Annotated in this window: 24 protein-coding genes and 2 pseudogenes; 11 read left to right on the top strand and 15 right to left on the bottom strand. The window is 71.2% G+C overall.

The genetic code is table 11. The annotated features are described in order from the left end of the window. Position 1: 1 nt before the first annotated feature. The 11 genes and pseudogenes from ACFSL4_RS17475 to ACFSL4_RS17425 all read right to left on the bottom strand — a co-directional run bounded on the left by ACFSL4_RS17475 (position 2) and on the right by ACFSL4_RS17425 (position 9,939). Entirely contained in the window at positions 2-703 is a 702-nt protein-coding gene (locus ACFSL4_RS17475) for a class I SAM-dependent methyltransferase (protein ID WP_381083543.1), read from the bottom strand. Positions 704-852: 149 nt separating this feature from the next. Then, positions 853-2,591, bottom strand: a pseudogene (locus ACFSL4_RS17470) (MFS transporter). 208 nt (positions 2,592-2,799) lie between these two features. Further along, on the bottom strand, positions 2,800-3,000 hold the full coding sequence (locus ACFSL4_RS17465) for a hypothetical protein (RefSeq protein ID WP_381083541.1): 201 nt from the start codon (positions 2,998-3,000) through the stop codon (positions 2,800-2,802). A gap of 881 nt (positions 3,001-3,881) precedes the next feature. Beyond that, complete coding sequence (locus ACFSL4_RS17460; RefSeq protein WP_381083539.1) at positions 3,882-4,163, bottom strand: DUF6253 family protein; 282 nt, start codon at positions 4,161-4,163, stop codon at positions 3,882-3,884. Next, the gene (locus ACFSL4_RS17455; protein ID WP_381083537.1) at positions 4,160-4,969 is read right to left on the bottom strand and encodes a maleate cis-trans isomerase family protein; all 810 of its coding nucleotides are present in this window, start codon (positions 4,967-4,969) and stop codon (positions 4,160-4,162) included. The genes ACFSL4_RS17460 and ACFSL4_RS17455 overlap by 4 nt, the downstream gene beginning before the upstream one ends. 23 nt (positions 4,970-4,992) lie before the next feature. After that, the gene (locus ACFSL4_RS17450; RefSeq protein WP_381083535.1) at positions 4,993-5,679 is read right to left on the bottom strand and encodes a transglutaminase-like domain-containing protein; all 687 of its coding nucleotides are present in this window, start codon (positions 5,677-5,679) and stop codon (positions 4,993-4,995) included. Between the two features lie 25 nt (positions 5,680-5,704). Then, on the bottom strand, positions 5,705-6,859 hold the full coding sequence (locus ACFSL4_RS17445) for an acyl-CoA dehydrogenase family protein (RefSeq protein ID WP_381083533.1): 1,155 nt from the start codon (positions 6,857-6,859) through the stop codon (positions 5,705-5,707). 82 nt (positions 6,860-6,941) lie between these two features. After that, positions 6,942-7,316, bottom strand: a complete 375-nt coding sequence (locus ACFSL4_RS17440) for an ectoine synthase (RefSeq protein ID WP_381083531.1) — start codon at positions 7,314-7,316, stop codon at positions 6,942-6,944. A gap of 90 nt (positions 7,317-7,406) precedes the next feature. After that, positions 7,407-7,664, bottom strand: a complete 258-nt coding sequence (locus tag ACFSL4_RS17435; protein ID WP_381083529.1) for an acyl carrier protein — start codon at positions 7,662-7,664, stop codon at positions 7,407-7,409. Then, the gene (locus ACFSL4_RS17430; protein WP_381083527.1) at positions 7,661-9,139 is read right to left on the bottom strand and encodes an AMP-binding protein; all 1,479 of its coding nucleotides are present in this window, start codon (positions 9,137-9,139) and stop codon (positions 7,661-7,663) included. Before ACFSL4_RS17430 ends, ACFSL4_RS17435 begins: the two co-directional genes overlap by 4 nt. Positions 9,140-9,492: 353 nt before the next feature. Further along, positions 9,493-9,939: a MarR family winged helix-turn-helix transcriptional regulator gene (locus ACFSL4_RS17425; protein WP_381083525.1), complete on the bottom strand. Its 447-nt coding sequence runs from the start codon at positions 9,937-9,939 to the stop codon at positions 9,493-9,495. A gap of 133 nt (positions 9,940-10,072) precedes the next feature. Here ACFSL4_RS17425 and ACFSL4_RS17420 point away from each other — a divergent pair, with 133 nt between their 5' ends. The 6 genes and pseudogenes from ACFSL4_RS17420 to ACFSL4_RS17395 all read left to right on the top strand — a co-directional run. Further along, complete coding sequence (locus ACFSL4_RS17420) at positions 10,073-10,252, top strand: hypothetical protein (RefSeq protein WP_381083523.1); 180 nt, start codon at positions 10,073-10,075, stop codon at positions 10,250-10,252. Positions 10,253-10,266: 14 nt separating this feature from the next. Then, positions 10,267-10,755 carry a nucleoside deaminase gene (locus ACFSL4_RS17415; protein ID WP_381083521.1) on the top strand — a complete coding sequence of 163 codons (489 nt, stop codon included), beginning with the start codon at positions 10,267-10,269 and terminating at the stop codon, positions 10,753-10,755. Beyond that, positions 10,752-11,408, top strand: coding sequence for a DsbA family oxidoreductase (locus ACFSL4_RS17410; protein ID WP_381083519.1), 657 nt, complete (start codon positions 10,752-10,754; stop codon positions 11,406-11,408). The genes ACFSL4_RS17415 and ACFSL4_RS17410 overlap by 4 nt, the downstream gene beginning before the upstream one ends. A gap of 285 nt (positions 11,409-11,693) precedes the next feature. Further along, positions 11,694-12,014, top strand: coding sequence for a DMT family transporter (locus ACFSL4_RS17405; RefSeq protein ID WP_381083517.1), 321 nt, complete (start codon positions 11,694-11,696; stop codon positions 12,012-12,014). Positions 12,015-12,062: 48 nt separating this feature from the next. Continuing rightward, positions 12,063-12,467, top strand: a complete 405-nt coding sequence (locus ACFSL4_RS17400; protein WP_381083515.1) for a DMT family transporter — start codon at positions 12,063-12,065, stop codon at positions 12,465-12,467. 104 nt (positions 12,468-12,571) lie between these two features. Further along, positions 12,572-13,825, top strand: a pseudogene (locus tag ACFSL4_RS17395) (MFS transporter); the annotation flags it as partial. Positions 13,826-13,867: 42 nt separating this feature from the next. On the opposite strand, the gene ACFSL4_RS17390 reads toward ACFSL4_RS17395, so the two are convergent. After that, positions 13,868-14,509: a response regulator gene (locus tag ACFSL4_RS17390; protein ID WP_381083513.1), complete on the bottom strand. Its 642-nt coding sequence runs from the start codon at positions 14,507-14,509 to the stop codon at positions 13,868-13,870. Between the two features lie 74 nt (positions 14,510-14,583). Next, on the bottom strand, positions 14,584-15,948 hold the full coding sequence (locus ACFSL4_RS17385; RefSeq protein WP_381083619.1) for a sensor histidine kinase: 1,365 nt from the start codon (positions 15,946-15,948) through the stop codon (positions 14,584-14,586). Between the two features lie 287 nt (positions 15,949-16,235). Between ACFSL4_RS17385 and ACFSL4_RS17380 the strand changes: the two genes are divergently transcribed. The 3 genes from ACFSL4_RS17380 (at position 16,236) to ACFSL4_RS17370 (ending at position 19,307) form a co-directional block, all read left to right on the top strand. After that, positions 16,236-17,093: a MaoC/PaaZ C-terminal domain-containing protein gene (locus ACFSL4_RS17380; RefSeq protein ID WP_381083511.1), complete on the top strand. Its 858-nt coding sequence runs from the start codon at positions 16,236-16,238 to the stop codon at positions 17,091-17,093. A 103-nt stretch (positions 17,094-17,196) separates the two neighbouring features. Continuing rightward, positions 17,197-18,273 (top strand): Zn-dependent alcohol dehydrogenase, encoded by a 1,077-nt coding sequence (locus ACFSL4_RS17375; protein ID WP_381083509.1) that lies wholly within the window; start codon positions 17,197-17,199, stop codon positions 18,271-18,273. 56 nt (positions 18,274-18,329) lie between these two features. Further along, positions 18,330-19,307, top strand: a complete 978-nt coding sequence (locus ACFSL4_RS17370; protein ID WP_381083507.1) for a 3-oxoacyl-ACP reductase — start codon at positions 18,330-18,332, stop codon at positions 19,305-19,307. A gap of 229 nt (positions 19,308-19,536) precedes the next feature. Here the strand turns inward: ACFSL4_RS17370 and ACFSL4_RS17365 are convergent, their stop codons facing one another. Next, entirely contained in the window at positions 19,537-19,704 is a 168-nt protein-coding gene (locus ACFSL4_RS17365) for a hypothetical protein (RefSeq protein ID WP_381083505.1), read from the bottom strand. A 48-nt stretch (positions 19,705-19,752) separates the two neighbouring features. Beyond that, on the bottom strand, positions 19,753-21,090 hold the full coding sequence (locus ACFSL4_RS17360; protein WP_381083503.1) for a hypothetical protein: 1,338 nt from the start codon (positions 21,088-21,090) through the stop codon (positions 19,753-19,755). Between the two features lie 241 nt (positions 21,091-21,331). Here ACFSL4_RS17360 and ACFSL4_RS17355 point away from each other — a divergent pair, with 241 nt between their 5' ends. Together ACFSL4_RS17355 and ACFSL4_RS17350 are read left to right on the top strand one after the other, a co-directional pair. Then, a complete protein-coding gene (locus ACFSL4_RS17355) occupies positions 21,332-22,276 on the top strand; it encodes a Nif3-like dinuclear metal center hexameric protein (RefSeq protein WP_381083501.1) in 945 nt (314 codons plus the stop codon). Continuing rightward, positions 22,273-23,016, top strand: a complete 744-nt coding sequence (locus ACFSL4_RS17350) for a zinc ribbon domain-containing protein (protein ID WP_381083617.1) — start codon at positions 22,273-22,275, stop codon at positions 23,014-23,016. Before ACFSL4_RS17355 ends, ACFSL4_RS17350 begins: the two co-directional genes overlap by 4 nt. Positions 23,017-23,026: the final 10 nt, after the last annotated feature.

The following is a 23,026-nucleotide window of genomic DNA, read 5'->3' as shown; positions in this document are numbered from 1 at the left end:
CTTAACGGCGCGGTCCGCTCCCCGCCCGCGTTCGCCTCAGGACACGCAGTGAGTCGGTCGCCGAGACCTCCGTGAACCCGCCGGAGGCGAGTGCCCTCAGGTAGACGCGGTACGGGGCCTGGCCGGTGAACTCGTCCTCCGGCTCCGGGAACACGTCGTGGATGACGAGCAGGCCGCCGTCGGCCACATGGGGGGCCCAGCCCTGGTAGTCGGCCGTGGCGTGCTCGTCGGTGTGGCCGCCGTCGATGAAGACGAGGCCCAGCGGGGTGTTCCAGACCCCGGCCACCTGCGGGGAGCGGCCGACGACGGCGACCACGTGGTCCTCCAGCCCGGCCCGGTGCAGGGTGCGCCGGAAGGTGGGCAGGGTGTCCATCAGCCCGATCTCGGGGTCGACCGTCTCAGGGTCGTGGTAGTCCCAGCCCGGCTGCTGCTCCTCGCTGCCGCGGTGGTGGTCGACCGTGAGGGCGGTGACCCCGGCGGCGCGGGCGGCGTCCGCGAGCAGGATCGTGGAGCGCCCGCAGTAGGTGCCCACCTCCAGCAGGGGCAGCCCGAGCCGCCCGGCCTCGACGGCCGCCTCGTACAGCGCGAGCCCCTCCCGAAGGGGCATGAATCCCTTCGCGGCCTCGAAGGCGGCCAGGATCTCCGGCTCGGGTCCGCCCTGCCCGGGGGCGGCCGAGAGCTTGGGGGAGGGTGCCGCGGGCATGGAGGGTCCTCTCGGTCGTACGCGAGTCCGGGCGCCCCATGCTGCCGCACACCCCGCCGCGCGGAACGACGGGGGTGCGGATCGGCGTCCGGCGGGCAGGTGTGGATCGGCGGCCGGTGGGCGGACGGGATCGGCGGCCGACGGGGCGCTCAGGCGGAGACCGTCTCGCCCGGCAGCAAGAGGTCCAGTTCCACGGGGCGGTCGCCGCCCGTACGCGTGGCCGACGCGGCGCGCGGTCCGTGCCCGGCGGCCCTGGCGGCCGGCACGCAGGGGCCCTCGGCCGGCACGGCGGGCGCACGGCTGCCGTCCTCCGCGGGCAGCCCGGTGCCCGCCCGGCGGCCCCGGTGGTCGGTCAGCGTGACCCCGGCGCGGGCGAGCGGGCGCCGTCGGCGTCCAGGACCCGGCCGCGGTAGCCGCGCAGCACCTCGTTCGCGTGCTCCAGGTTGGCGTCCTCCTCGCTGCCGGCGCGCAACCGGAGCCCGGCCGACGGGCGCCGCGAGGGCAGCAAGAGGGCGAACAGCAGGCCGAGGGCCACCGCGGCCGTCGCGATCAGGAAGGAGACGCGGAAGCCGTGCATGCTCGGGATCGCGACACCGTTCACCCGGTGCGCCGTGTCGGCGAGCACCATGCCGATGACGGCGCTGGAGACCGACGTGCCGATCGACCGCATCAGGGTGTTGAGGCCGTTGGCCGCGCCCGTCTCCGAGGCGGGGACCGCGCCGACGATCAGCGCGGGCAGCGAGGAGTAGGCGAGACCGATGCCCGCGCCGAGGACCACCGAGGTGACCACGGTCTGCCAGGCGGCGTCCATCAGGCCGAGGCCGCCGCCGTACCCGACGGCGATGACCAGCAGCCCGATGATGAGGGTCACCTTCGGGCCGTACCGGGTGGACAGGCGGGCGTAGACCGGCGCGGTGAACATCATCGTCAGGCCCAGCGGTGCCACGCACAGGCCCGCGACGACCATCGACCGGCCGAGTCCGTAGCCGGTGGCGGCGGGCAGCTGGAGCAGCTGCGGCAGGACGAGCGAGACGACGTAGAACGAGACGCCGACCATGATGGAGGCGAGGTTGGTGAGCAGCACCTCGCGGCGGGCCGTGGTGCGCAGGTCCACCAGCGGGGCCGCGATGCGCAACTCCAGCACGCCCCACAGCAGCAGGACCGCGGCGGACGCGCCGAACATGCCGAGCGTGGTGGCGGATGCCCAGCCCCAGTCGCTGCCCTTGGTGACCGGCAGCAGGAGCAGTACCAGGCCGGCGGACAGGCCGAGCGCGCCCGGCAGGTCGAAGGAGCCCCTGGCGCGTGCCGGGGACTCCGGCACGGTGAGAAGGGTGAGCACGATGGAGAGGGTGCCGAGTCCGGCGGCGCCGAAGAACAGGGAGTGCCAGTCGGTGTGCTGGGCGACCAGGGCCGCGGCGGGCAGCGCGAGTCCGCCGCCGACGCCGATGGAGGAGCTCATCAGGGCCATCGCCGAGCCGAGCCGCTCGCGGGGCAGCAGGTCGCGCATCAGGCCGATGCCGAGCGGGATCGCGCCCATCGCGAAGCCCTGGAGCGTCCGTCCGACGATCATCGGCAGCAGGGCGCCGGTGAAGGCGCTGACCAGCGCGCCGATCACCATGACGGCCAGGCTGGCGAGCAGCATCCGCCTCTTGCCGTAGAGGTCGCCGAGGCGGCCCATGATGGGTGTGGCCACGGCGCCCGAGAGCAGGGTCGAGGTCAGCACCCAGGTGGCGTTGCTGGGCGCGGTGCCCAGCAGTTGGGGCAGATCCTTGATGACCGGGACGAGCAGGGTCTGCATCACCGCGACAACGATGCCCGCGAAGGCGAGCACCGGCACGATCGCGCCGGACGGCCTCCGAGCGGGCGGGTCGGTCGGTGTGTGCGTCATGGCGTGGGGCCTCCGGGCCGGGCGTCGGGCGGTGCGGGCGGGTCGGTGCGTCCGGTCCGTGCGGGATGGTGAGCGCGACGGTGAGCAGGACGGTCATCAGGACGGTGAGCGGGCTGGTGACGGGTCAACCCCGTAGCCTGGGGCACCTATTCCGGTGCTTCGCATGCCTAACGAATTCTTGACCATTCCGTGAGGATCTGACGTGAGGTCAGAACTGCCCCTGAGGGGCTCCCGCCGTGCCGACTCGGCGCCGTCGCGCCAGGGTCACCACCAGGACGTGCGCGACAACCTGCGTGTCAGGGAGGTCCGCCTCGACGGCGACGAGGGCAGGCGCTTCATCATCTGTCGCGACCCGGCCGGGGCTGAACACGATGCCGCCCGACGCGAAGACCAGCTCGCCACTGTCCATGTGGAGTTGATGCACATCAAGACCGCAGGTCAGGCCGACGAGGCCAGACGAAAGCCAAGGCGGCCAAGACAGGCGAGGGTCTGCGGCCCCTTCTGGCGCCCCGCGCCGCAAGGCCGAGTGCGCGCTGCGCGACCGTCCTGCCCTCAGCCGATGGCTCCTGGAGGCCATGCGTGGTGATGTGGGTGATGGCTGACGGATTCGTGGTCGGCCACTCGCCGCACACCCGCCAGCGGGGAGTGGTGCCGTCGCTGAACTCCAGACGCACTTCCGCGACGAGCTTGTGGGTACGGTCGCCACGCGAAGCCATGGAACAGACCACATCGCCCTCTTGCTCAACGGCTGGTATCCACGGGTGGATCGACAGGATCGGAGAGCGCATCTCCCGCGCTGCTGGATGAGGCATGGCGCGGAAGGCAACAACGCCGCGTCGCCGCCCGCTTGCGATGCGTGCGACACCGGTCGCTGATCGCGATTGGTTCTCGCCTCCCAGCTCGTTGACGAGCGGGACGGGGAGGGGGCGGACGCGGGTCCCGGGCCCGCGTCGTATTCGGCCTTCGGGACCTGGACGGCCGATTCCGGGATCTACCCCAGGCTGCGCAGCAGGCCGGTCGTGCGGGTGACCGGTTCGCCCTGCCCCCGCTGAAAGGTCTTCAGCTGCCGGTAGGCGGATTCGACCTCCCAGCGCTCTTGATACAGGGCTGCCAGCTCCCCGGCGGGCCAGGGTGCACAGCCGCCACTGGCGCAGACGACGCCAAGCGGTCGCCCGCCGCTGCCACTATCAGTGGCAGCGGCACACGACCGAGGGGTGGCCCGGGAAAGAGCACATGGGCCGGCAATCAGCCAATCACACTCGCACGAACCACCCCTGAACAGGGAAAACGTCAAAGTTCTGCTGGAGTGCTAGGAGGGCTGCCGGGGCGCATGCGCCCCTTTCGGGGGTGGGAGAGCGTGTCCGTGTGGCGCGCGAGGGCGCCGTCATCCAGGGGGTGGGCATAGCGGCGGAAGCCGGGGACGAACTCGGCCGGGTGCAGCGCACCCCGGTACAGGACCATGCCGTGGACGGTGGTGCCGTCGTCGCGCCAGCACACGAGGGGGAGCCGGCAGGCGTCCCCCTCGTCGGTGACGAACAGGGCCACGTGCCCGTCGGCCGCCAGCAGGCTCACGCCGCGCCGCCCGGCGGCTGGGTGCTGAACAGCCGGCCGTACCCGGTGATCCCACGGGCCGCTTCCTCCGCTCCGGCCAGGTGCAGGGTGTGCCAGAACAGCACCTGGTTGGCGGTCAGGACCGTGAAGTCGAGTTCCTGCTCCAGGGCGTTGATCACGCCTACCGCGCGGATGCCGTTGCCGGCCACCAGGACGGCGTCGGGGTGGTGGCCGGCGACCGTGGTGCGGATCCACTCGGACAGGGCCTCGGGGGTGATCAGCTTCTGGTTGCTGGGCAGTCCGCACGGGCCGTGGTGGACGACATCGAAGCCCTGTTCGGTGAAGTAGTCAGCGCCGAGCCCGGAGAGCCGGTCGTCGAACCACGGCGGGTTGACGATGGCGATCCGCCGGGCGCCGAGCGCGGTGAAGCCGGCCACGGCCGCCGTGGTGGTACCGGTGAGCGGCAGGCCCCGCGTGTGTTCCGCGAGCCGGGCGAACAGGTCCTTCTCGCCGCTGGCTCCGACGACGTAGGCGGAGCTGGTGAAGCCGAGCGCGATCGCGTCGAGCGGGGAAGCGGCCAGCAGCTCCACCGCATTGTCGATGTGCGGCGGCTGTATGAAGGCCCGCACCGGGTCGTGCGGGATTTTGGGATCCATCTCGCCGCCGGCCCGCATCGCACCGAAGTGGACGCGCGAGCTGTGGACGAATACGCCTTCGGGTGCGATCGCCTGGAACTCCGACTCCGGGCCGACGTCTGCGTGCGGTACGACTACGCCAATGCGTGCCCGGGCCTCCCAGCCGTCCTCTTGTGCTCGAATGGTACCCATTTGGGTGTCTCCTCGTGGTCGGGTCAGGCTGACGCTTCGGCGGACAGCGAGCCGCCGCGGACGGTCCCGGTGCCGGCGGCGTCCAGGAAGCCGGGGTGCTTGCGGCGCATGTTCTCCATCACGAATTCGTAGGGGACGTCGTCGAAGCCGCCGTGGTCGGTCAGGAACTGCATGCTCTTGCGGCCCTGGGCGTCGAAGGGGTGGTGCAGGCTGTCGGCGGTGCCGTCGAACTCCAGCGGCTTCATCCCGTAGAGTTGGCACAGGATCTTGTTGAAGACCGGGGTGGCCTTGACCCACTTGCCGTCCAGGTAGACGGAGTTGAGGCCGTGGAAGAAGACGTCTCCCCCGATGTGGGCGCGCAGCCGGTCGGAGGCGAGGTGGTTGCGCACATCGCCGTAGTGGACGCGGGAGGGAATGCCCACGGCGCGGCAGGCCGCCGCGTAGAGTACCGATTTGTGCAGGCAGAAGCCCTTGCGGGTGGACGCGGTGTGACTGGCCCGCAGTCCCTGCGGGGACAGGTCGGCCCCGTACACCTCGTAGAAGACGTCGTCGCGGACGGCGTAGTAGAGCTCGACGGCCAGTCGGCGCTTGTCCGCGCTGCGGTCGGTGACCGCCTCATCGATGAAGGACTGGACGGTGTCGCTCGTGTAGTCGAGGAAGGCGGTGGGCGCTGTGAGCCGTCGGAGGTCGTTCGGAGTTACTGCGTTCATGGTGCCCCTTACGTCAGCTCCCGACTCAAAGGCCCAGGAGGGAGGCGATGCGGTTGCGTTGGATCTCGCTGGTGCCGGAGTAAATCGTTCCCCCGACCGCGTTGCGGACGTCCCGCTCGATGCCGGTGGCGGTGAGATAGCCCTGGCCACCGAAGATCTGGACGGCGTCGAGCGCGGTACGCTTGTTGGCCTCGCTGACCACGGTCTTGGTAGCGGCGACGTCGATGGCGGCGTCCTGGCCGGCCTCCACCTTGGCGCCGGTGTCGGTAAGCCACTTGCGCGCGGTGTCCACCGCGATCTTCATGTCCACGATCTTGTGCGCGACGCCCTGGAAGATGCCGATCGGGTTGCCGAACTGGCGGCGGGACTTGGCATACCCGAGCACTCGCTCCAAGCGGTGCTCCATCTCACCGAGCGTGAGAGAGAAGGAGAAGAGGATCTCTCGCTTCATCACATGGTCGAGGATCAGGAAGCCGGCGCCCTCCTGGCCGATGCGCTGGCCGGTGGGCACGCGTAGCTCCTCGAAGGTCACCTCACTCAGCGGGGAGGTACGCAATCCCATCTTGTCAAGCGGTTCGCCGACCCGGAGTCCGGGGGTGTCCCGTTCGACCAGGAAGACGCTCAGGCCGAACGGGCCGGGCCTGCCGGTCCGTACGTACAGCAGGAAGAGATCGGCGATCGGGGCATTGGTGATGAACATCTTGCCGCCGCTGATGACGTAGTCGTCGCCGTCTCGGGTCGCGGTGGTGGAGATGTTCAGGGCGTCGGAGCCGTTGTCCGACTCAGTGATGGCATGCGCGGTGATCAAATCGCCCGTGACAATCCCGGGCAGGAACCGGGACTTGAGCTCCTCGGAGCCGAACGCCTGCAGCGGGACGCCGATGCTGACGATCTGCGTGGAGGCGGAGAAGCCGAGGCCGGCGTCGCGGCAGGTGCGCCCAAGGCCCTCCAGGGCGCGCATCGTTTCGGTCAGGGTGCCGCCACGGCCGCCGTACTGCGTCTCGAACGGCAAGGCGAGCAGTCCCGAGCGCTGGATCGCCTTCCACTTCTCCCAGGGGAATTCCGCGCGCGCGTCCCAATCCTCGACGCTGTGGTTAAGTTCGTCTGCCCAGGGGGTGGTGAGGGTGTACGGGTCCGGTCCGGTGCCGGCGGTCCGCAGTGCGGACGGTGCGGGTGTCATACGTGTGCTGCCTTCCGGTGCGTCGCTGGTCGGGGCCGGGGCCCGCCGCTGTCGGCGTGGGCTGGGCCCCGGATCGCGGAACTCAGTACTGGGAGAAGCCGTCGGGAGACAGCGTGTGCTTCTCGTCACCGCGCAGGGCCGGGCTGAAGACGGAGATCAATCTCAGGTCTTCGTAGTCGGAGGCTATGAGGTAGTGCGCGTCGTTCTTGTCGAGGGCGTATATGGTGCCCTCCGTGATCTTGTAACGGTCGCCGGACACGGTGACGATCTCGCCGGAGCCGCCCGTGCAGTAGCAGGCCTCAAGGTGACGGCGGTACTGCAGGGCGCTCGTGGTGCCCTTGCGGACCAGGGTCTCGCACACGGTGAAGCCCATGCCGTCGGCCTCGGTGAGCAGACGGTGGCTGGTGCCGTTACCCCATTCGACGGGGACGAGATCGTTGATGCTGCGGACAATCACTGTCAGTCTCCTTGCGTGATACGCCCCGGAAGATCTTTTGGACGCGTTCCGGGAGCTTTTTCGGTCTGCTGAAGGAATCCGGGCACCGGTTCAGGCGACGGTTTTCGTCGTGTTCTCGACGAACGCCGTAATGGCACCGATGCTGCGGAAGTTGTCCGGCGTCAGTGGGATGTCGTCGATCGGAATCGAGTAGGTCCGGGAGAGGTGCGAGACGATCCGGACCACGCCCAGGCTGTCGACCACGCCGTTGTCGATGAGGTCGAAGTCGGCGGTCAGGTCCGCCGCGTCTTCTCCGTCGAGAAACTCGGCGACGACGAAACCGCGTATCTTGTCCGCCAGGGAGGTCATGCGGGTTTTCCTTTCTGTCGTGCTGCCTTGATGAGGTTGCGGTCGGGCTTTCCGGTGGATGTGCGCGGCAGCAGAGTGTCGCCCACGTGCACGGAGGACGGGATGGCGTGGCGGGGCAGGCGTTCAGCGATGTGCGAGCGCAGTCGCAGCGAGGTGAGCGAGGTGCCGGACCGCCGGGTCACCTGGGCGTGCAGCCGGTAGCCGGCTTCGGGGTCGGGGATCGCCACGACGGCGGCCTCGGCGACCTCGGGGTGAGCTGCCAGGACGTTCTCGACCTCCTGCACATTCGTCCGGATCCCGCGGACCTTGACTTGGAAGTCGGTGCGCCCCCGCAGCCAGTACAGGCCGTCGGTGTCCCGGGTGACGAGGTCGCCGGTGCGGTAGAAGACGTCGTCACCGCCGTCGGGGGCGGGCACGAACACCCCTTCGTTGCGGGAACGCTGCAGGTATCCGAAGGTCTGGAACGGCGTGGTCACGAGGAGCTCACCGGTGCCGGGACCGTCGAGGATCCGTCCCTCGCCGTCGAGCAGCAGGGTCCGCACCCCGGGCAGCGGCCGGCCGATGGGGGTCTGCTCACCGGCCCTGGCGGGGTCGGCGTCGTAGATGAAGCTGTCGTTGGTCTCGGTGCACCCGAAGACGTTGTGGAAGCCGGCGCGGGGGAAGGCCGTGCCGAGCTGCCGCAGCAGCGCCTGTGGCAGGGCGTCTCCGGTGAAGATCACCGTGCGGACCGTCGGATGGACGGCATCGTCCTGGGTGAGCAACCGGTACAGCATGGGCACGCCTTGGACGAAGGTGACCTCGTGCCGGGTGACCAGGTCCTGCAGGTGACGCGCGTCCGCACTGAACTCCTGTTCGGCAAGGACGACTCGGGCACCCAGCCTCAGCGCGGTCCACACGTCGAGCAGGGAGAGGTCGAAGTTCAGGGGTGCGTAACTCAGCAGGGTGTCCTGCCTGGTGAGGTGGAACCGGCCGGTCGCCCAGTCGGCGAACCGGATGAAGGCATCGCCCGGGATGGGCACGATCTTCGGCGTCCCGGTGGAGCCGGAGGTGGTGAGCAGCAGGGGTGCGGCGGCGGGGTCCACGGTGTCGAAGTCGCGGGCTGCCTGCTCGTCGGGCTCGACCGGTGCCGCGTCGAGCTCCCCTTGGTCGTCGACGGTCAGCACATGTGAGCACCGGGCCTGTGCGGCGAGCGCCGCACAGGCGGAGGAGCCCAGTTCGGGCGAGGGTGCCAGGACCGCGTAGCCTGCGCGGAAGGCGCCGATGAGCAGGGCGATGGTTGCGGGCGTCTTGTACGCGGGCACGCACAGCGGCTGCCGCCGGTCGAGCCCGAGACCGTTCAGGGCATCGGATAAGTCCTCGGAGAAGTCGACCAGCCGTCGGTATGTCACCTGTTGCTCGCCCCGGATCAAGGCGGCCTGGTCGGGCTGGCGCCAGGCGTGCGCGGCCAGCTCGTCAAAGAGGCGCGGCAATGGCATAGTTCCCCCCCATTCGTGCATCTGTTTTGCGGAAGTGGTAAGCGCAGGGGGATGACAACGCGAGCCGACTGGCCCCGCATCACTCCCCCGTGATCGAGTCGCAGCTAACGGTACTGACGATGTTTGCAGAGTCAAGCATGCTTTTAGCTCGCCCTTAGTGATCCAAATCACTCGATCGGGGCGGGGTGGGGACCCTGTGCATCCATCGTCAGGCCCAGGGGAGGACGCGCGTGGAACCGAGCGTTCACCCCGGCCTGTTCGGCTGGTGCGGAAACACCGAAAGCCGCCCCTGGGGGACGGCTTTCGGTCGGCGGTTTCTCCGGAGCGGTGGCGGAAGCGGGCGGCGGTGCAGCTCAGCAGGCGCTGCGCAGCGCCTGGACCGTACCGGCCAGCTCTGTGGTGGCGCCGGCAGTGTTCAGTGCCGCGCTGAGGACCTCGGAGTAGGTGCCGCGCGCACCGGTGTAGCGCTGCCTGCCCTCGTCGGTGATGACGGCGTAGACACCGCGTTTGTCCTCGGGGCACAGGTCGCGGAAGGCGAAACCGGCCGAGAAGAGCCGGCCGACCAGCCGGGTCACCGAACTCTGCCCGAGCCCGACCCTGTCGGCGAGTTCCTGCATGCGCAGCTCGCCGTCCTCGGCCTGGACGAGACACTCCAGGGCGCGGAACTCGGACAGTCCAATTCCGTGCTTGCGCTGGAGGGCTTGGGTGAGCTGGCGCTCCACATGCGCGTGCAGGGTGAGGACCCTCCCCCACAGGGCCTGGTCGGACGAGGCGGCCGACGCATAGGGGATCGTTGTCATGAGGCAGCTCCCTTTCAGGCGGCGCATTGACAACAAGATACATGTTCATGCAAGCTTGGTAGACCGGTTTGACCCTTCAGCTGGAATCCGCGGAATCAGAAAACATGCACGCACAAGCAAATATGAGGGTTTTATGTCCGATACCACGGCACCCGCTGCCGGCGGTTCCTCTTCCCGTTCCCGGGACCGGGCCAGGCCGCTGCCCTCGTCGCCGTTCGGGATCACCGTCGGGGAGAAGACCACCGACTCCCCGCCGGTCTCCTTCGCCCCGATCACCGGCAGTGTCGTCCCGATCCGCCTGGCCGCGGTCTGAGCCGAGGAGCCAAGGTGTCCCATTCAGAGATCTCGAAGAGCGAGCTGACCGAGTACGTCCGTGAGGCGGTACGGATCAGCCGCGAGCACGTTGCCAAGGGCGGCATCCCGTTCTCCGGCGTAGTGGTCAACGACGGCCGCATCCTCGGTGTCGGCTTCAACCGGGTGCGCGAGGAGAACGACCCCACCGCGCATGCTGAGGTGGTCGCGCTGCGTGAAGCCGCCGCCGACCACGGGCTGGGCGCCACCGCCGGGGCCACGCTGATCGCCTCCGGCGAGCCGTGCGCCCTGTGCTACATGGCTTCGCTGTACTTCAGCGTCAACCACATCGTGTACGCGGCCGACCGCAAGACGGCCGCACGGTACGGCTTCGACTACTCAGGATCGTATTCGATCTTCGCCGAGGATCCGGCGGCCTGGCCGCTGAAGGTCACCTCGCTGCAGATCCCGGAAGCGACGAAGCCGTTCGAAGAATTCCTCGTCATGGTCGGGAGGCGGATGTGACCGGGACGGAAACCAGCAAAGTCGGCATCAGAGTCTGGTCGGACTACGTCTGTCCGTTCTGCATGCTTGCCGAGGGGCCGCTGCACGAGGCCACCCACGACCTCGACGTCGAGATCGAGTGGATGCCGTTCGAGCTGCGGCCCCACCCGGTTCCGACGCTGCGGCCGGAGGACGAGTACCTGCCGGAGGTCTGGGCCCGCTCGGTCTACCCGACGGCCCGTCGGATGGGCGTGGACATCACCCTGCCCACCGTCTCACCGCAGCCCTACACCCGGCTGGCGTTCGAGGGCTACCAGTATGCGGCCGAGCACGGCAAGGCCGCGGCATACACTCCGCGTGTGCTGCGGGCCTTCTTCCAGGAGAACCGGGACATCGGTCAGTTGGACGTGCTCGCCGACATCGCATCCGAACTGGGTCTGGACGCGGCAGGTTTCGCCCAGGCGCTGACAGCCGGAACCTACACCGAGGCACATCAGGAGGCGCTGCGGACCGCCGAGGCGAACCGCATCTCCGCCGTTCCCACGATCATCATCGGCGAACGCCACCGCCTGGAAGGTGTCCCGGCCGCAGCCCAGATCCGCAAGGCCGTGCTCGATGCCCAGGCCGAACAGGCGGTCGACCGAGGGGCCGTGTGCGGAGTCGACGGGTGCTGACATGACACGCAGCGGTCGAACGCCCCCGCATCCGGCACCTGGGAGCAGCGACGCCGGCGCACCCCTCTCACCGTAACCGGGTCCGCAGTGCTCGACGAGGCGACCGGCACGCGGTCGCGCCAATGACCGGGCCGTGACCGCGAGCGGCGAGCCGGACGGTTTCGACTCCACCTGACGCCCGGCGGACCACCGCTTCGCCGTGCGCGTCACCGCCCACACGGTATGGCACCCCCCATGACGGGCCAGCCCCGCAACCTCGGGCCCCATCGAACGAAAGGACCACCCATGCACTGGCTCTACCTCGCTATCGCAGTCGTCTTCGAGATCGCCGTCGCCATCGCAGCAGGCAAGGCCGAAGGCTTCAAGAACCGCAACTGGACGATCACAACCCTGGTCACCGGTGCCCTTGGGACCTACTTCCTCAGCAGGGCGCTGCTGACCTTCAGTGTCGGCGTCGGATACGCCATCTGGACGTCCGTTGCAGGCATCGGCATCACCCTTCTCGGAGCGCTGATCTTCGGCCAGCGTCTGGACTGGCGCAAGGCACTGGGTATCGCCGTCATCATCGCCGGAGTGGTCGGCCTCCAGCTCAGTGGCGCCGCCTGAGGACCCCCGCCCCCCCGCCTGACCCATCCTGACGAAAGGACTCCCGTTATGCCCGACACCGGCCGCTCCTCAGCCAGCTCCTGGCTCATGCTTCTCCTTGCCGGAGGGTTCGAAATCGGCTACGCGCTCTCCGTCGGCGGAAGTCACGGCTTCACTCGCCTGACGTGGTCGCTGGTTGCCGTCGTGTTCTTCCTTCTGACGCTCTGGGCGCTCAGCGTCGCACTGCGCACCATCGACGTCAGCATCGGCTATGCCGTCTGGGCAGGAATCGGGGCAGCCGGAGCAGCGGCGCTGGGGCCCGTGTTCTTCGACGAGACTCTCACCCCGGTCCAAGCCCTGTGGCTGGGCCTCATCATCGTCGGAGTGGTCTGGCTCAAGCTCGCCGACAGGCCGCAGAACAAGGAGCCTGTCGGCAGGCCGCAGGACGCCCAGAAGATCGCTGCCAGGCCGTAGAAGACCCAAGGTGCAATACCCTGAGGAGGATTCGGCCTACGTCCGCCGGATCACCGTCCACCACAACGGCCCAGCCCGGACCTCGTCACCGTTCCAGCGACTGCCCACGATCGAGGCCTGACCTCGGGCTGAGCGCACCGGGGCTGCAGTGGGTCGTGATCGCCTACGCGGCCTCCGCCGGGTTCATGCTGCTCGGCGGGCGGGCCGGGGACCTGTATGGGCGCAAGCGGATGTTCCTCGTCGGGCTCGCCCTGTTCACGGTGGCCTCCCTCGGCGGCGGGCTGGCCCGGGAGGGCCGGCAACCGACGGCCGCGCCCCGCGCGGCCGTCGGTTGCCGGCCCTCGACGCTGCTCACCGCCGCCGTCCCGGAGGGCGTGGCGCGCCCACGGGCCATCGAGACCTGGACCGCGGTGGGCGCCGGCGGCGGCGCGGCGGGCTCGTCGGCGGACTGCTGGCGGACGGGCTGTCGTGGCGGTAGGTGCTGCTGATCAACGTACCGGTCGGCGCCGTCGTCCTGGCCGGGGCGGCGCGCTGGCTGACCGAGAGCCGTGCCGGGGACGGGCGGCGCATCGACCTGCCCGGTGCGCCTCTGTTCACCACGGGCCTCGCCACGCTCGCGTACGGGATCGTGCAGACCGAGGCGGAGGGGTGGGCGGCGGCCGCGATGCTGCTGCCACCGTGCGCGGGACTCGCCCTGCTCGGCCCGTACCTCACCGTGGAGGCACGCACGAAGGCCCCGCTGAAGCTGCTCAGGCTGAGGTCGGTGTCCTCCGCGAAGACGGCCATGTCCGTCTGCGGTTCCACGATGTACTGCATGTGGTTGTTCATGACGCTGTGCGCGCAGAACCTCCTCGGCTACTCGCCCCTGGACGCCGGTCTCGCCCTGGCGCCCAACTCGCTGGCGGTGGTACTCGGCTCGAAGCTCGCCCCTCGGGTCTTGCCGGCCGTCGGGGCGCGGAACGCGGCGGTGCTCGGCACACTGGTCGCGGCCGCCGGTTTCGGCTGGCAGCCGACGATGACCGCGGACGGCGGGTAGCTGACGGCGATCATGTTCCCGGGGATACCGATGATGCTGGGCGCGGGCCCGGCGGCGACCCCGCTCGCCGCGCTCGCGACGTCCGGCGCGGAGCCGAGGGACGCCGGACTGGTGTCGGGTCTGGTCAACACCGCGCGCACCATGGGCGGTTCGCCGGGCTCGCGGTGATGTCGACGATCACGGCGACCCGGACGGGGGAGGCCGGTCGGCGCGGGCTCTGACGGAGGGGTACGCGGAGGCGTTCCGGACGAGCGGGGGCCTGCTGCCGGTGGGGGCCGTGCTGATGCTGGTGTGGCTGCCGCGGAAGAGCCCCGCCCGGTGAGGCAACGGCCCGCCGGCGGACCTCGCGGCGGCCCTGGTGCGCTCAGAGCCACCCTTGCTGCCGGGCCTCCCGCATTGCCTCCATGCGGTTGCGGGTGCCCGTCTTGCCGATGGCGGAGGAGAGGTAGTTGCGGACCGTGGACTCGGAGAGATGGAGCCTGGCCGCGATGTCGGCGACCGTCGCCCCGTCCACGGACGCCTTCAGCACGTCGCACTCGCGCGCGGTCAGCGGGCTGGGGCCGGCGCTGAGGGCGGCCGCGGCCAGCGCCGGGTCGACCACCGTCTCGCCGCGGAGCACCCGCCGGATCGCGGCGGCCAGTTCCTCCACCGGGCCGTCCTTGACCAGGAACCCGGCGGCGCCCGCCTCCATGGCCCGGCGCAGATAGCCGGGCCGGCCGAAGGTGGTCAGGATCAGCACCCGGCAGCCGGGGGCCCGTTCGCACAGCTCGGCCGCCGCTTCCAGGCCGCTCATGCCCGGCAGTTCGATGTCCAGCAGAGCCACGTCCGGGCGGTGGGCCAGCACCGCGTCCACGATCGCGTCGCCGGAGGAGAGCTGTGCGACGACCTCGATGTCGTCCTCCATGCCGAGCAGCAGGGCCAGGGCCCCGCGCATCATGCCCTGGTCCTCGGCGAGCAGGACCCTGATGGCCTTTGCGGGCTGCTGACGTCGGGGCGTCTCATCCACGAGGCCAGCGTACGGTGCGGGCCGGCGCCCCGAGAGCCGTCGCTGGGCGTGCGGACGGGTGCGGCCGTGCGCGGTCACTCGGCCCGGGGTGCCGCGGCCGCCGCCTGCAAGGAGTCCGGCTTTACGGGAAGTTCGGCCTTGGAGGCGGGTTCGGCCTTGGAGGCGGGTTCGGCCTTGGCGGGTGGTTCGGTCTTGACGAGGGGTTCGGTCCTGACGGGGGGTCCGGCCTCGACGGGAAGTTCCGCGGTGACACTGAAGCCGCCGCGCGGCGAGGGGCCCGCCCGCAACGACCCGCCCGCCGCCGCGAGGCGTTCGGTCAGGCCCTTCAGACCCGTCCCGCCGGCGCTTTTCGGAGCCGGCGCGGAGGACGTGCCGGTACCGTTGTCGGCGACCGTCAGCCGGACCCGCTCCGATGTGCCGTCGACGGTGATCTCGCAGCGGGCCGCGCCGCTGTGGCGTACGGCGTTGGTGACCGCCTCGCGGACCACCCAGCCGAGCAGGGCCTCGGTCCGGGGGCCCAGGGGCGGGCCCGACCGGTGGACGACGGGTTCCATGCCGGCGGCGGTCAGGGCCGAGCGGGCACGGTCCAGTTCCGTGGCGAGGCTGCCCTCGCGGTAGCCGGTCACCGCCTCGCGGATCTCGGTGAGCGCCTGGCGGCCCACGGACTCGATGTCCGTCACCTCCACCAGCGCGGCTTCCAGATCGCGGGGGGCCAGGCGGCGGGCCGCCTCCGACTTCACGACGATCACCGACAGGGTGTGGCCGAGCAGGTCGTGCAGGTCGCGGGAGAAGCGAAGGCGTTCCTTCTCAACCGCGCGCCGGGCCAGTTCCTCCCGGGCGGCGCGCAGTTCGCGCACCGCCTCGGAGAGGGACAGGAGGGCGGCCGTCACCATGGTCGACAGGAAGGTGCCGTAGGCGATGCCGATCCCGTCCCAGCCCTCGCGCAGCCCGGCGACCGTACCGGCCAGCACGCTCAGCCCGATGCCCGTTCTCCCGAGCCCCGGGCCCCGTACGATCGCGCCCGTCGCCAGCCCCAGCAGCGGGAAGAACAGCAGCCAGCTGCCGCCGTAGCCGAGGGCGAGGGCACAGGTTATTGCCCCCATCAGCAGCAGTGCCGTCCGCGTGGAGCGCGCCTCGCGCCTGCTCCTGTCGAAGGCGCGGAACGCCACGTAGACATAGCAGGAGTTGAAGGTGAGCAGACCGAGTCCGCCGATCCACGGATTGGGGGTCTCGGCCTGGAGGACGTTGGAGAGCGAGCCCGTCCCCATCAACAGCCAGGGCAGCAGGGAGTAGCCGCTGGGCGGCGGTCCCGCGTCGTCCAGCGGCGCGAAGGCCCGGCCGGTTTGGCGGCACGCCGCCGCACTGCCCGTCCTTCGCCTTGTCCCCGTCTTCGCCCGCAGCCCCGTCATCGTCATCGTCGTCGCCCTCGTTCCCGTCATCCGCGTCATGCCCACGACGCTACGGGTGCTGGAGCCGGTCCGGCAGCGCCGCTTGTACGCGATCGGCCGGGACAAATGTCATGGGTGCCGTCGGCCGTCGGGACACGAAGCCGATCTGACACTGCGTCAGCAGGCTTCACAACTGCGGAAGGCTGGGCTATACAGGGGGTCGCCGTACTGGAACGCGTTCTAGAACGGGCGGGTTCCACGGTCCCGTGACGACCCCGGTGCGGCCGACGGTGCGGACGGCCGCACCGGGGTCTTTCCCCGTCAGTGTCAGGAGCCCCATGCCCATCGACGAAGCCGCGGCCCTCGCCGCCGAACCCCGCTCCGGCGAGATCACCTGGGATCACAAGGACGTCCAGCTCTACCACCTCGGCATCGGCGCCGGCGTCCCCGCGACCGACCCCGACGAACTGCGCTACACCCTGGAGTCCCGGCTGCACGTCCTGCCGAGCTTCGCCACCGTCGCGGGCGCGGGCGCCCCCGGCGTGATCAGTGGCCTGTCCATGCCGGGTGTGGAGGTCGACCTCGCCCGCGTGCTGCACGGCGGCCAGACCCTGCGGATCAACCGCCCGCTCCCGGCCGAGGGAAGGGCCACCGCCACATCCCGTGTCGCCGCCGTGTACGACAAGGGCACGGCCGCCATCCTCGTCCTGCGCACCGACGTCGCCGATGCCGACGGCCCGCTGTGGACCAGCGACGCGCAGATCTTCCTGCGAGGCGAGGGCGGCTGGGGCGGCGACCGAGGCCCGTCCACCCGCCTGGCACCGCCCACCGGCGAGCCGGACCGGGTGGTCGAGCGGCCGATCCGGGAGGACCAGGCACTCCTCTACCGCCTCTGCGGCGACTGGAACCCGATGCACGCCGACCCCGACTTCGCGAAGAGCGCCGGGTTCGAGCGGCCCATCCTGCATGGTCTGTGCACCTACGGGATGGCGCTGAAGGCGGTCGTGGACACGCAGCTCGACGGGGACGTGACCCGCGTCCGCGCCTACTCCACGCGCTTCGCCGGGGTCGTCTTCCCGGGCGAGACCCTCCGCATCCGCATGTGGCGGCAGGACGACGCGGTCCGGGTCTGCGTGAGCGTGGTCGAACGGGACGACGCCCCGGTCCTCGCCGACACGATCGTCGAACACTCCTGAGCCACCGGGCCACCGGGCCACCGGGTCACCGGGCCACCGGGCCACTCAGGCACTCAGGCATATGGGGCCACCGGGCCACCGAGACTTCGAGGGGAGCCGCACCATGCGCGCAGCCGTGCTGCAGGAGATCGGCCAGGACAAGCTGGAGGTCTTCGACGACGTAGAGGCGACGGGGTTCGGCCCCGGCAGGGTCAGGATCCGGGTGCGCGCCACAGGGCTGTGCCACTCGGACCTGTCCGCGATGAGCGGCGTGCTGCCGCAGCCCGCCCCGTTCGTGCCCGGCCACGAGGGCGCGGGCGAGATCCTGGAGGTCGGCGAGGGCGTGCGCAACGTCAAGCCGGGCGACCGGGTGGTCGTGTGCTGGCTGCCGGCCTGCGGCGCGTGCCCCGCCTGCAGGCGCGGGCAGACCGAGCTGTGCCTGGCCGGGTTCATGAACGCGGGCACCCCCAACTTCAGGCGGGCCGACGGCGACGTCTTCGGCTTCGCCGGCACCGGCACCTTCACCGAGGAGGCCGTCGTCGACGCGGGCTGCGCCGTGCCGATCCCGGACGACGTGCCGTACGACATCGCCGCCCTCATCGGCTGCGGTGTGACCACGGGCCTGGGCGCGGCCCTCAACACGGCGGACGTCGAGGCCGGCTCGTCCGTCGCCGTCATCGGGTGCGGCGGCGTCGGTGTCTCCGCGATCCAGGGGGCGCGGCTCAAGGGGGCCGCCGAGATCGTCGCCGTCGACCCGGTGGTCTCGCGCCGCGAGGCCGCGCTGAAGTTCGGTGCCACGAAGGCGGTCCCGCCCGAGGAACTGCCCGACGCCAAGCAGCAGGTCACCGGAGGCGAAGGCTTCGACTACGTCTTCGAAGTGGTCGGCAGGTCGGCCACGGCCCGCACGGCGTACGAGAACACCCGGCGCGGCGGCACACTCGTCGTGGTCGGCGCGGGCGCGATGGACGACGTCCTCCAACTCAACATGTTCGAGCTGTTCTTCGACGAGAAGCGGATCCTGCCGTCCCTGTACGGCGGCGGGGACGTCCTGCGCTCGTACGAGCGGACCATCGCGCTCTGGCGCGCCGGGCGCATCGACCTGGCGGGACTGATCACGCACCGGGTGCCGCTCACCGGGATCAACGAGGCGCTGGAGCAGATGCGGACGGGCACCGCGCTGCGCACCTGCATCGAGATCTGAGCCTTGGTGTCTCCCCGTTCATCCGACAGTTTCGACAGCGTTCCGAAAGGACCTTGATGTCGCTGCCACTGGAAGGGCTGTCCGCGGTCGTCACCGGCGCAGGCCGGGGCCTGGGCCGGGCCGAGGCGCTGGAGCTCGCCCGGCTCGGCGCGTCCGTCGTCGTCAACGACTACGGGCGGCCGGGCCGGGACGGTTCCGGTGAGGCGTCCGCGGCCCCCGCCGAGGAGGTCGCCGCCGAGATCCGCGCGGCGGGCGGCCGGTCCGTCGCCCACACCGGGGACGTCGCCGACTTCGAACAGGCCCGGGAACTCGTCGAGTCGGCCGTCGCCGAGTTCGGGAAGCTGGACGTCCTGGTCAACAACGCCGGCATCCTGCGCGACCGCATGGTCTTCTCGATGTCCGAGGACGAATGGGACTCGGTGATCCGGGTCCATCTCAAGGGTCACTTCAACACGACCCACTTCGCCGCCGCGCACTGGCGGGCGCGCTCCAAGGCGGCGGACCGCCCGGTGTACGGGCGGATCGTGAACACCTCCTCGGAGGCGTTCCTGGCGGGTTCGGCCGGACAGCCCAACTACGCGGCGGCGAAGGGGGGAATCGTCGGCCTCACGACATCGACGGCGCTCGCGCTCGCCAAGTACGGGGTGACGGCCAACGTGATCTGCCCGCGCGCCAGGACGCGTATGACGCAGGACGTCTTCGCCGGCTTCGCACAGCCGGACGGGGGCCTCGACCCGCTCGCTCCCGAGCATGTCGCGCCGCTCGTCGGCTATCTGGCGTCACCCGCCGCGGCACAGGTCAACGGCCAGCTCCTGGTCGTCCACGGCGGCCTGGTCGCGATCGTCGACCGGCCGCGCGTGCGGGTGAGGTTCGACACCGGGCAGGACGCCTTCACCTACGGGGAACTCGACGCGCTGCTCACCCCGCACTACGCGCAGCGGCCGGCGGGTGAGACGTTCGCGGCGGCGGAGGTACTCGGGCTCCGGCACGAGCGGGACTCGGCGGACCGGGCGCCGGCTTCGGCGGACCGCTGAGCGGACGGCGGCCGTGCGGCCGTGCGGCGGGGCGGCGGGGCGGCCGTGCGGCGGGGCGTCCGTGCGGCGGGGCGTCCGGAAGGGGGGCGAAAAGCCCGTACGCGACGGCTGCCCGTACGCGACGGCCCCGCCCGTCGTGGGACGGGCGGGGCCGTGTGCTGCGGCGACCGGCCGGCGGCCGCCCGGCTGACGCGCGGTCAGCGTGCGTACGGTTCCTCGCGGGCCGCCGTCAGGCCGCCGAGCCGGCCCGTTCGGACTCCTGCCCGGACGGCTTGCGGTGCCGGCCGTGCGGAGCCGCCTCGGACTCCTGCGCGGAGACCGGGCCGCGGTGCCGACCGTGACCCGGGAGCTGATGGGCCTCGGCGGACAGCGGCGTTGTCGTACTGGTGTCGTTCATCGGAAATGTTCACCCCGTCAACATGATCCTTCCTACAGCCGGGTGAGTCTAACGGGCGGTGGTGACAGTCGTCTCGGCGGCCGAGGCCCTCGTGCCGCGCGCGTCGCCGTGCCCTTCACCGTCCGCGGGCACCTCCGCGGGCATCTCCGCGGGCATCTTCAAGGGGCGCCGCGCCGCGAAGAACCTCGCCAGGGGCGCCACCTCCCGCACCGTGGGCCCCCGCAACGGCGCCTCCCGCAGCGGCACCGGCCGCGCCGCCTCCTGCTTCGCGAACCCCGGGACCGGCCCCTCGGCGGCCTCCCGCACCGTGGGCAGAGCCGCGGGCAGTACCGCGGGCAGCGCCGCGGGCAGCGCCGCCGGCCGCCCGGCCGGCTCCAGCCGCGCCACCCCGCACCGCACGACGCCGGTCGTGTACGGCAGCCGCAGCACCCCATCCCGCGTCCACAGCCCCGCCCCGGTCAACCAGCCCGCAGGCGGCGCGAGATGGTGGATCCGGCGGTCCACGGGCCGCCACACCGCGACCCAGGTGCCCGCCGGCCCGTCGATCCGCAGCGCCACCGCGCAGCTCTCCGGCATCAGCGCGTTCCCCGGCTGGATCGCGAACGGCGTCGCCGGGCAGTCCAGCAGCAGGCACTCGGGGAAACGCACCGGCCGCGTGCTGCCCATCACCCCCCACCCCAGCCGGTGGCGGCCCGGTGACGGCGCGTCGGACCGGATCAGCAGCAGCCCGCTGTCCGGGTCCGCGAGCACCAGACGGTCGTCGCTGCCGTCCGCGATCTGCAGCAGGGGCGACATCTCACCGCCCCGTGCCAGATCCACCACCACCGTCTTGGTGGGACCCCCCTCCGGTGTGCGGTCCAGGGCCAGCAGCCGGCCCGTACGGTCCAGCCACACCCCGCCCGAGCACCGGCCCGGCACCTCCGCCAGGCGCTCCGGCCCGAAGGCCCCGCCCGACACGAGCCACACCGTCGTCGACTCCCGGCCCGCCGCGAGCGCGAACGCGCGGTCCCCGGTCGGCGCGGGCGGCAGCAGCCGCAGCCGCGTTCCCTCCCCGGGGCACTCCACCGCGCCCAGCGGCAGTTCCCCCGTCCCGGGCCCCGTCGGGTAGAGCAGCGAGAACGTGTGCCGCCCGTCCGCGACGCGGTGGATCAGCACCCGTCCGTCGGCCATCGGCTGTACTTCGGTGCCGGGTTCCTCCGGCTGGTTGCCCGGCAGCGGCACGGCGTACGGTTCGGGGCCGGCCAGGGTCCAGCGCTCGGGGTACCAGGAATCGCCGTCCAGGGCGAGGCGCGCCGCGTAGGTACCGTCCGCGGTGATCACGCATCCGGGTCGGGCCGCCCAGTCGTTCCCGTTCTCCGTGGCGGTCATGAAGGCACAGGCCGTCATCGTTCGGTCACCTCCCGCAACGAAGCTAGTTTTCGTACGCACGGGCGTGGCATCGGCGAGCCGCTGCTTCACACATAAGGGTGTTCGTCCCACGGTTTGTCCGAAGAACGGGGGCGGATGTGCTGCAGGAGGGGGCGCACGGCCCGCCGTCGCGCACCCCCGTGCCGTCCGTCCCCTCCCTGCCTGGGCGAATGGCCCGTGACCGGTGGGACACGGACCCGGGGCAGGTAGCCTTTTCCCCGTGCCCCGTCTGTCTGAAGTCATCGCCGCGCTGGAAACCCTGTGGCCCGCCGAGCGGGCCGAGTCCTGGGACGCGGTCGGCACGGTCGTGGGCGACCCCGGCCAGGAGGTCTCCCGGGTCCTCTTCGCCGTCGACCCCGTACAGGAGATCGTCGACGAGGCGGTGAAGCTGGGCGCGGATCTGCTGGTCACCCACCATCCGCTCTACCTGCGCGGTACGACGACGGTGGCGGCCTCCACCTTCAAGGGCCGTGTCGTACACACCCTCATCAAGAACGACATCGCGCTCCACGTCGCCCACACCAACGCCGACCGCGCCGACCCCGGCGTCAGCGACGCCCTCGCCGGCGCGCTCGACCTCAGGGTCGTGCGCCCCCTCGTACCGGACCCGACCGACCCGGACGGCCGCCGGGGCCTCGGCCGCGTCTGCGAGTTCGACCACCCGCTGACCGTCCGCGAGCTGGCCGCCCGCGCCGCCGAACGGCTGCCCGCCACCGCGCAGGGCATCCGCGTCGCCGGCGACCCCGACGCGCCCGTCCGCACGGTCGCCGTCAGCGGCGGTTCCGGCGACAGCCTCTTCGACGACGTCCGGGCGGCCGGCGTCGACGCCTTCCTCACCGCGGACCTGCGCCACCACCCGGCGTCCGAGTTCATGGCCGCTCACGCCCACCGCCCTCTCGCGCTGCTCGACGCGGCGCACTGGGCCACCGAGTGGCCCTGGTGCGAGCTGGCCGCATCCCAGCTCGACGAGATCTCCGACCGGCACGGATGGGACCTGCGCGTCCACGTCTCGACGACGGTCACCGACCCCTGGACCGCCCACGCGGCGTCCGCCACCGTCCTTCCAACGAGCGCCGCGCACGCCTCTTCCCCTTCGTCGCCCACCACCGCCCCTGCAGAGAGCGCCTCGCGCGCCCCCTCCGATCCTCCTGGAGCCCCCAACTGAACGCCGCGTCCGCCGACCAGATCCGACTCCTCGACGTCCAGGCCCTGGACGTACGCCTCCAGCAGCTCGCGCACCGTCGGAGGTCCCTGCCCGAGCACGCCGAGATCGAGTCGCTGACCAAGGACCTCACGCAGCTGCGCGATCTGCTGGTGGCCGCGCAGACCGAGGAGAGCGACTGCGCCCGCGAACAGACCAAGGCGGAGCAGGACGTGGACCAGGTGCGCCAGCGCGCCGCCCGCGACCAGCAGCGCCTCGACTCCGGCGCGGTCACCTCCCCGAAGGACCTGGAGAACCTCCAGCACGAGATCGCCTCGCTCGCCAAGCGGCAGGGCGACCTGGAGGACGTGGTCCTGGAGGTGATGGAGCGCCGCGAGTCCGCGCAGGAGCGGGTCGGCGAGCTGACCGGGCGGGTCGCGTCGGTGCAGTCGAAGATCGACGACGCCACGGCGCGCCGGGACGCGGCCTTCGAGGAGATCGACGGCGAGATGGCCTCGGTGACCAAGGAACGCGAGGTCATCGCGGGTTCGGTGCCCGCGGACCTGCTGAAGCTCTACGACAGGCTGCGCGAGCAGCAGGGCGGCATCGGCGCGGCCAAGCTCTACCAGCGCACCTGCCAGGGCTGCCGCCAGGAGCTGGCGATCACCGAGCTGAACGAGATCCGCGCGGCGGCACCCGACACGGTCGTCCGCTGCGAGAACTGCCGCCGCATCCTGGTGCGCACCAACGAGTCCGGTCTGTAAGAGGCGTACG

Source organism: Streptomyces caeni, from assembly GCF_042678285.1.
Lineage (GTDB): Bacteria > Actinomycetota > Actinomycetes > Streptomycetales > Streptomycetaceae > Streptomyces > Streptomyces caeni.
Note: the sequence above shows the minus strand (reverse complement) of the source record. Positions and strands in the feature narration are given on the sequence as shown.

Excerpts from the sequence above, each read along its gene's own strand:
- ACFSL4_RS17465 (WP_381083541.1), bottom strand. The coding sequence starts at position 3,000 with ATGGACAGTGGCGAGCTGGTCTTCGCGTCGGGCGGCATCGTGTTCAGC.
- ACFSL4_RS17380 (WP_381083511.1), top strand. The coding sequence starts at position 16,236 with ATGCCCATCGACGAAGCCGCGGCCCTCGCCGCCGAACCCCGCTCCGGC.
- ACFSL4_RS17375 (WP_381083509.1), top strand. The coding sequence starts at position 17,197 with ATGCGCGCAGCCGTGCTGCAGGAGATCGGCCAGGACAAGCTGGAGGTC.
- ACFSL4_RS17430 (WP_381083527.1), bottom strand. The coding sequence starts at position 9,139 with ATGCCATTGCCGCGCCTCTTTGACGAGCTGGCCGCGCACGCCTGGCGC.
- ACFSL4_RS17435 (WP_381083529.1), bottom strand. The coding sequence starts at position 7,664 with ATGACCTCCCTGGCGGACAAGATACGCGGTTTCGTCGTCGCCGAGTTT.
- ACFSL4_RS17455 (WP_381083537.1), bottom strand. The coding sequence starts at position 4,969 with ATGGGTACCATTCGAGCACAAGAGGACGGCTGGGAGGCCCGGGCACGC.
- ACFSL4_RS17445 (WP_381083533.1), bottom strand. The coding sequence starts at position 6,859 with ATGACACCCGCACCGTCCGCACTGCGGACCGCCGGCACCGGACCGGAC.
- ACFSL4_RS17425 (WP_381083525.1), bottom strand. The coding sequence starts at position 9,939 with ATGACAACGATCCCCTATGCGTCGGCCGCCTCGTCCGACCAGGCCCTG.
- ACFSL4_RS17405 (WP_381083517.1), top strand. The coding sequence starts at position 11,694 with ATGCACTGGCTCTACCTCGCTATCGCAGTCGTCTTCGAGATCGCCGTC.
- ACFSL4_RS17400 (WP_381083515.1), top strand. The coding sequence starts at position 12,063 with ATGCCCGACACCGGCCGCTCCTCAGCCAGCTCCTGGCTCATGCTTCTC.
- ACFSL4_RS17420 (WP_381083523.1), top strand. The coding sequence starts at position 10,073 with ATGTCCGATACCACGGCACCCGCTGCCGGCGGTTCCTCTTCCCGTTCC.
- ACFSL4_RS17385 (WP_381083619.1), bottom strand. The coding sequence starts at position 15,948 with ATGACGGGAACGAGGGCGACGACGATGACGATGACGGGGCTGCGGGCG.
- ACFSL4_RS17475 (WP_381083543.1), bottom strand. The coding sequence starts at position 703 with ATGCCCGCGGCACCCTCCCCCAAGCTCTCGGCCGCCCCCGGGCAGGGC.
- ACFSL4_RS17370 (WP_381083507.1), top strand. The coding sequence starts at position 18,330 with ATGTCGCTGCCACTGGAAGGGCTGTCCGCGGTCGTCACCGGCGCAGGC.
- ACFSL4_RS17360 (WP_381083503.1), bottom strand. The coding sequence starts at position 21,090 with ATGACGGCCTGTGCCTTCATGACCGCCACGGAGAACGGGAACGACTGG.
- ACFSL4_RS17450 (WP_381083535.1), bottom strand. The coding sequence starts at position 5,679 with ATGAACGCAGTAACTCCGAACGACCTCCGACGGCTCACAGCGCCCACC.
- ACFSL4_RS17365 (WP_381083505.1), bottom strand. The coding sequence starts at position 19,704 with ATGAACGACACCAGTACGACAACGCCGCTGTCCGCCGAGGCCCATCAG.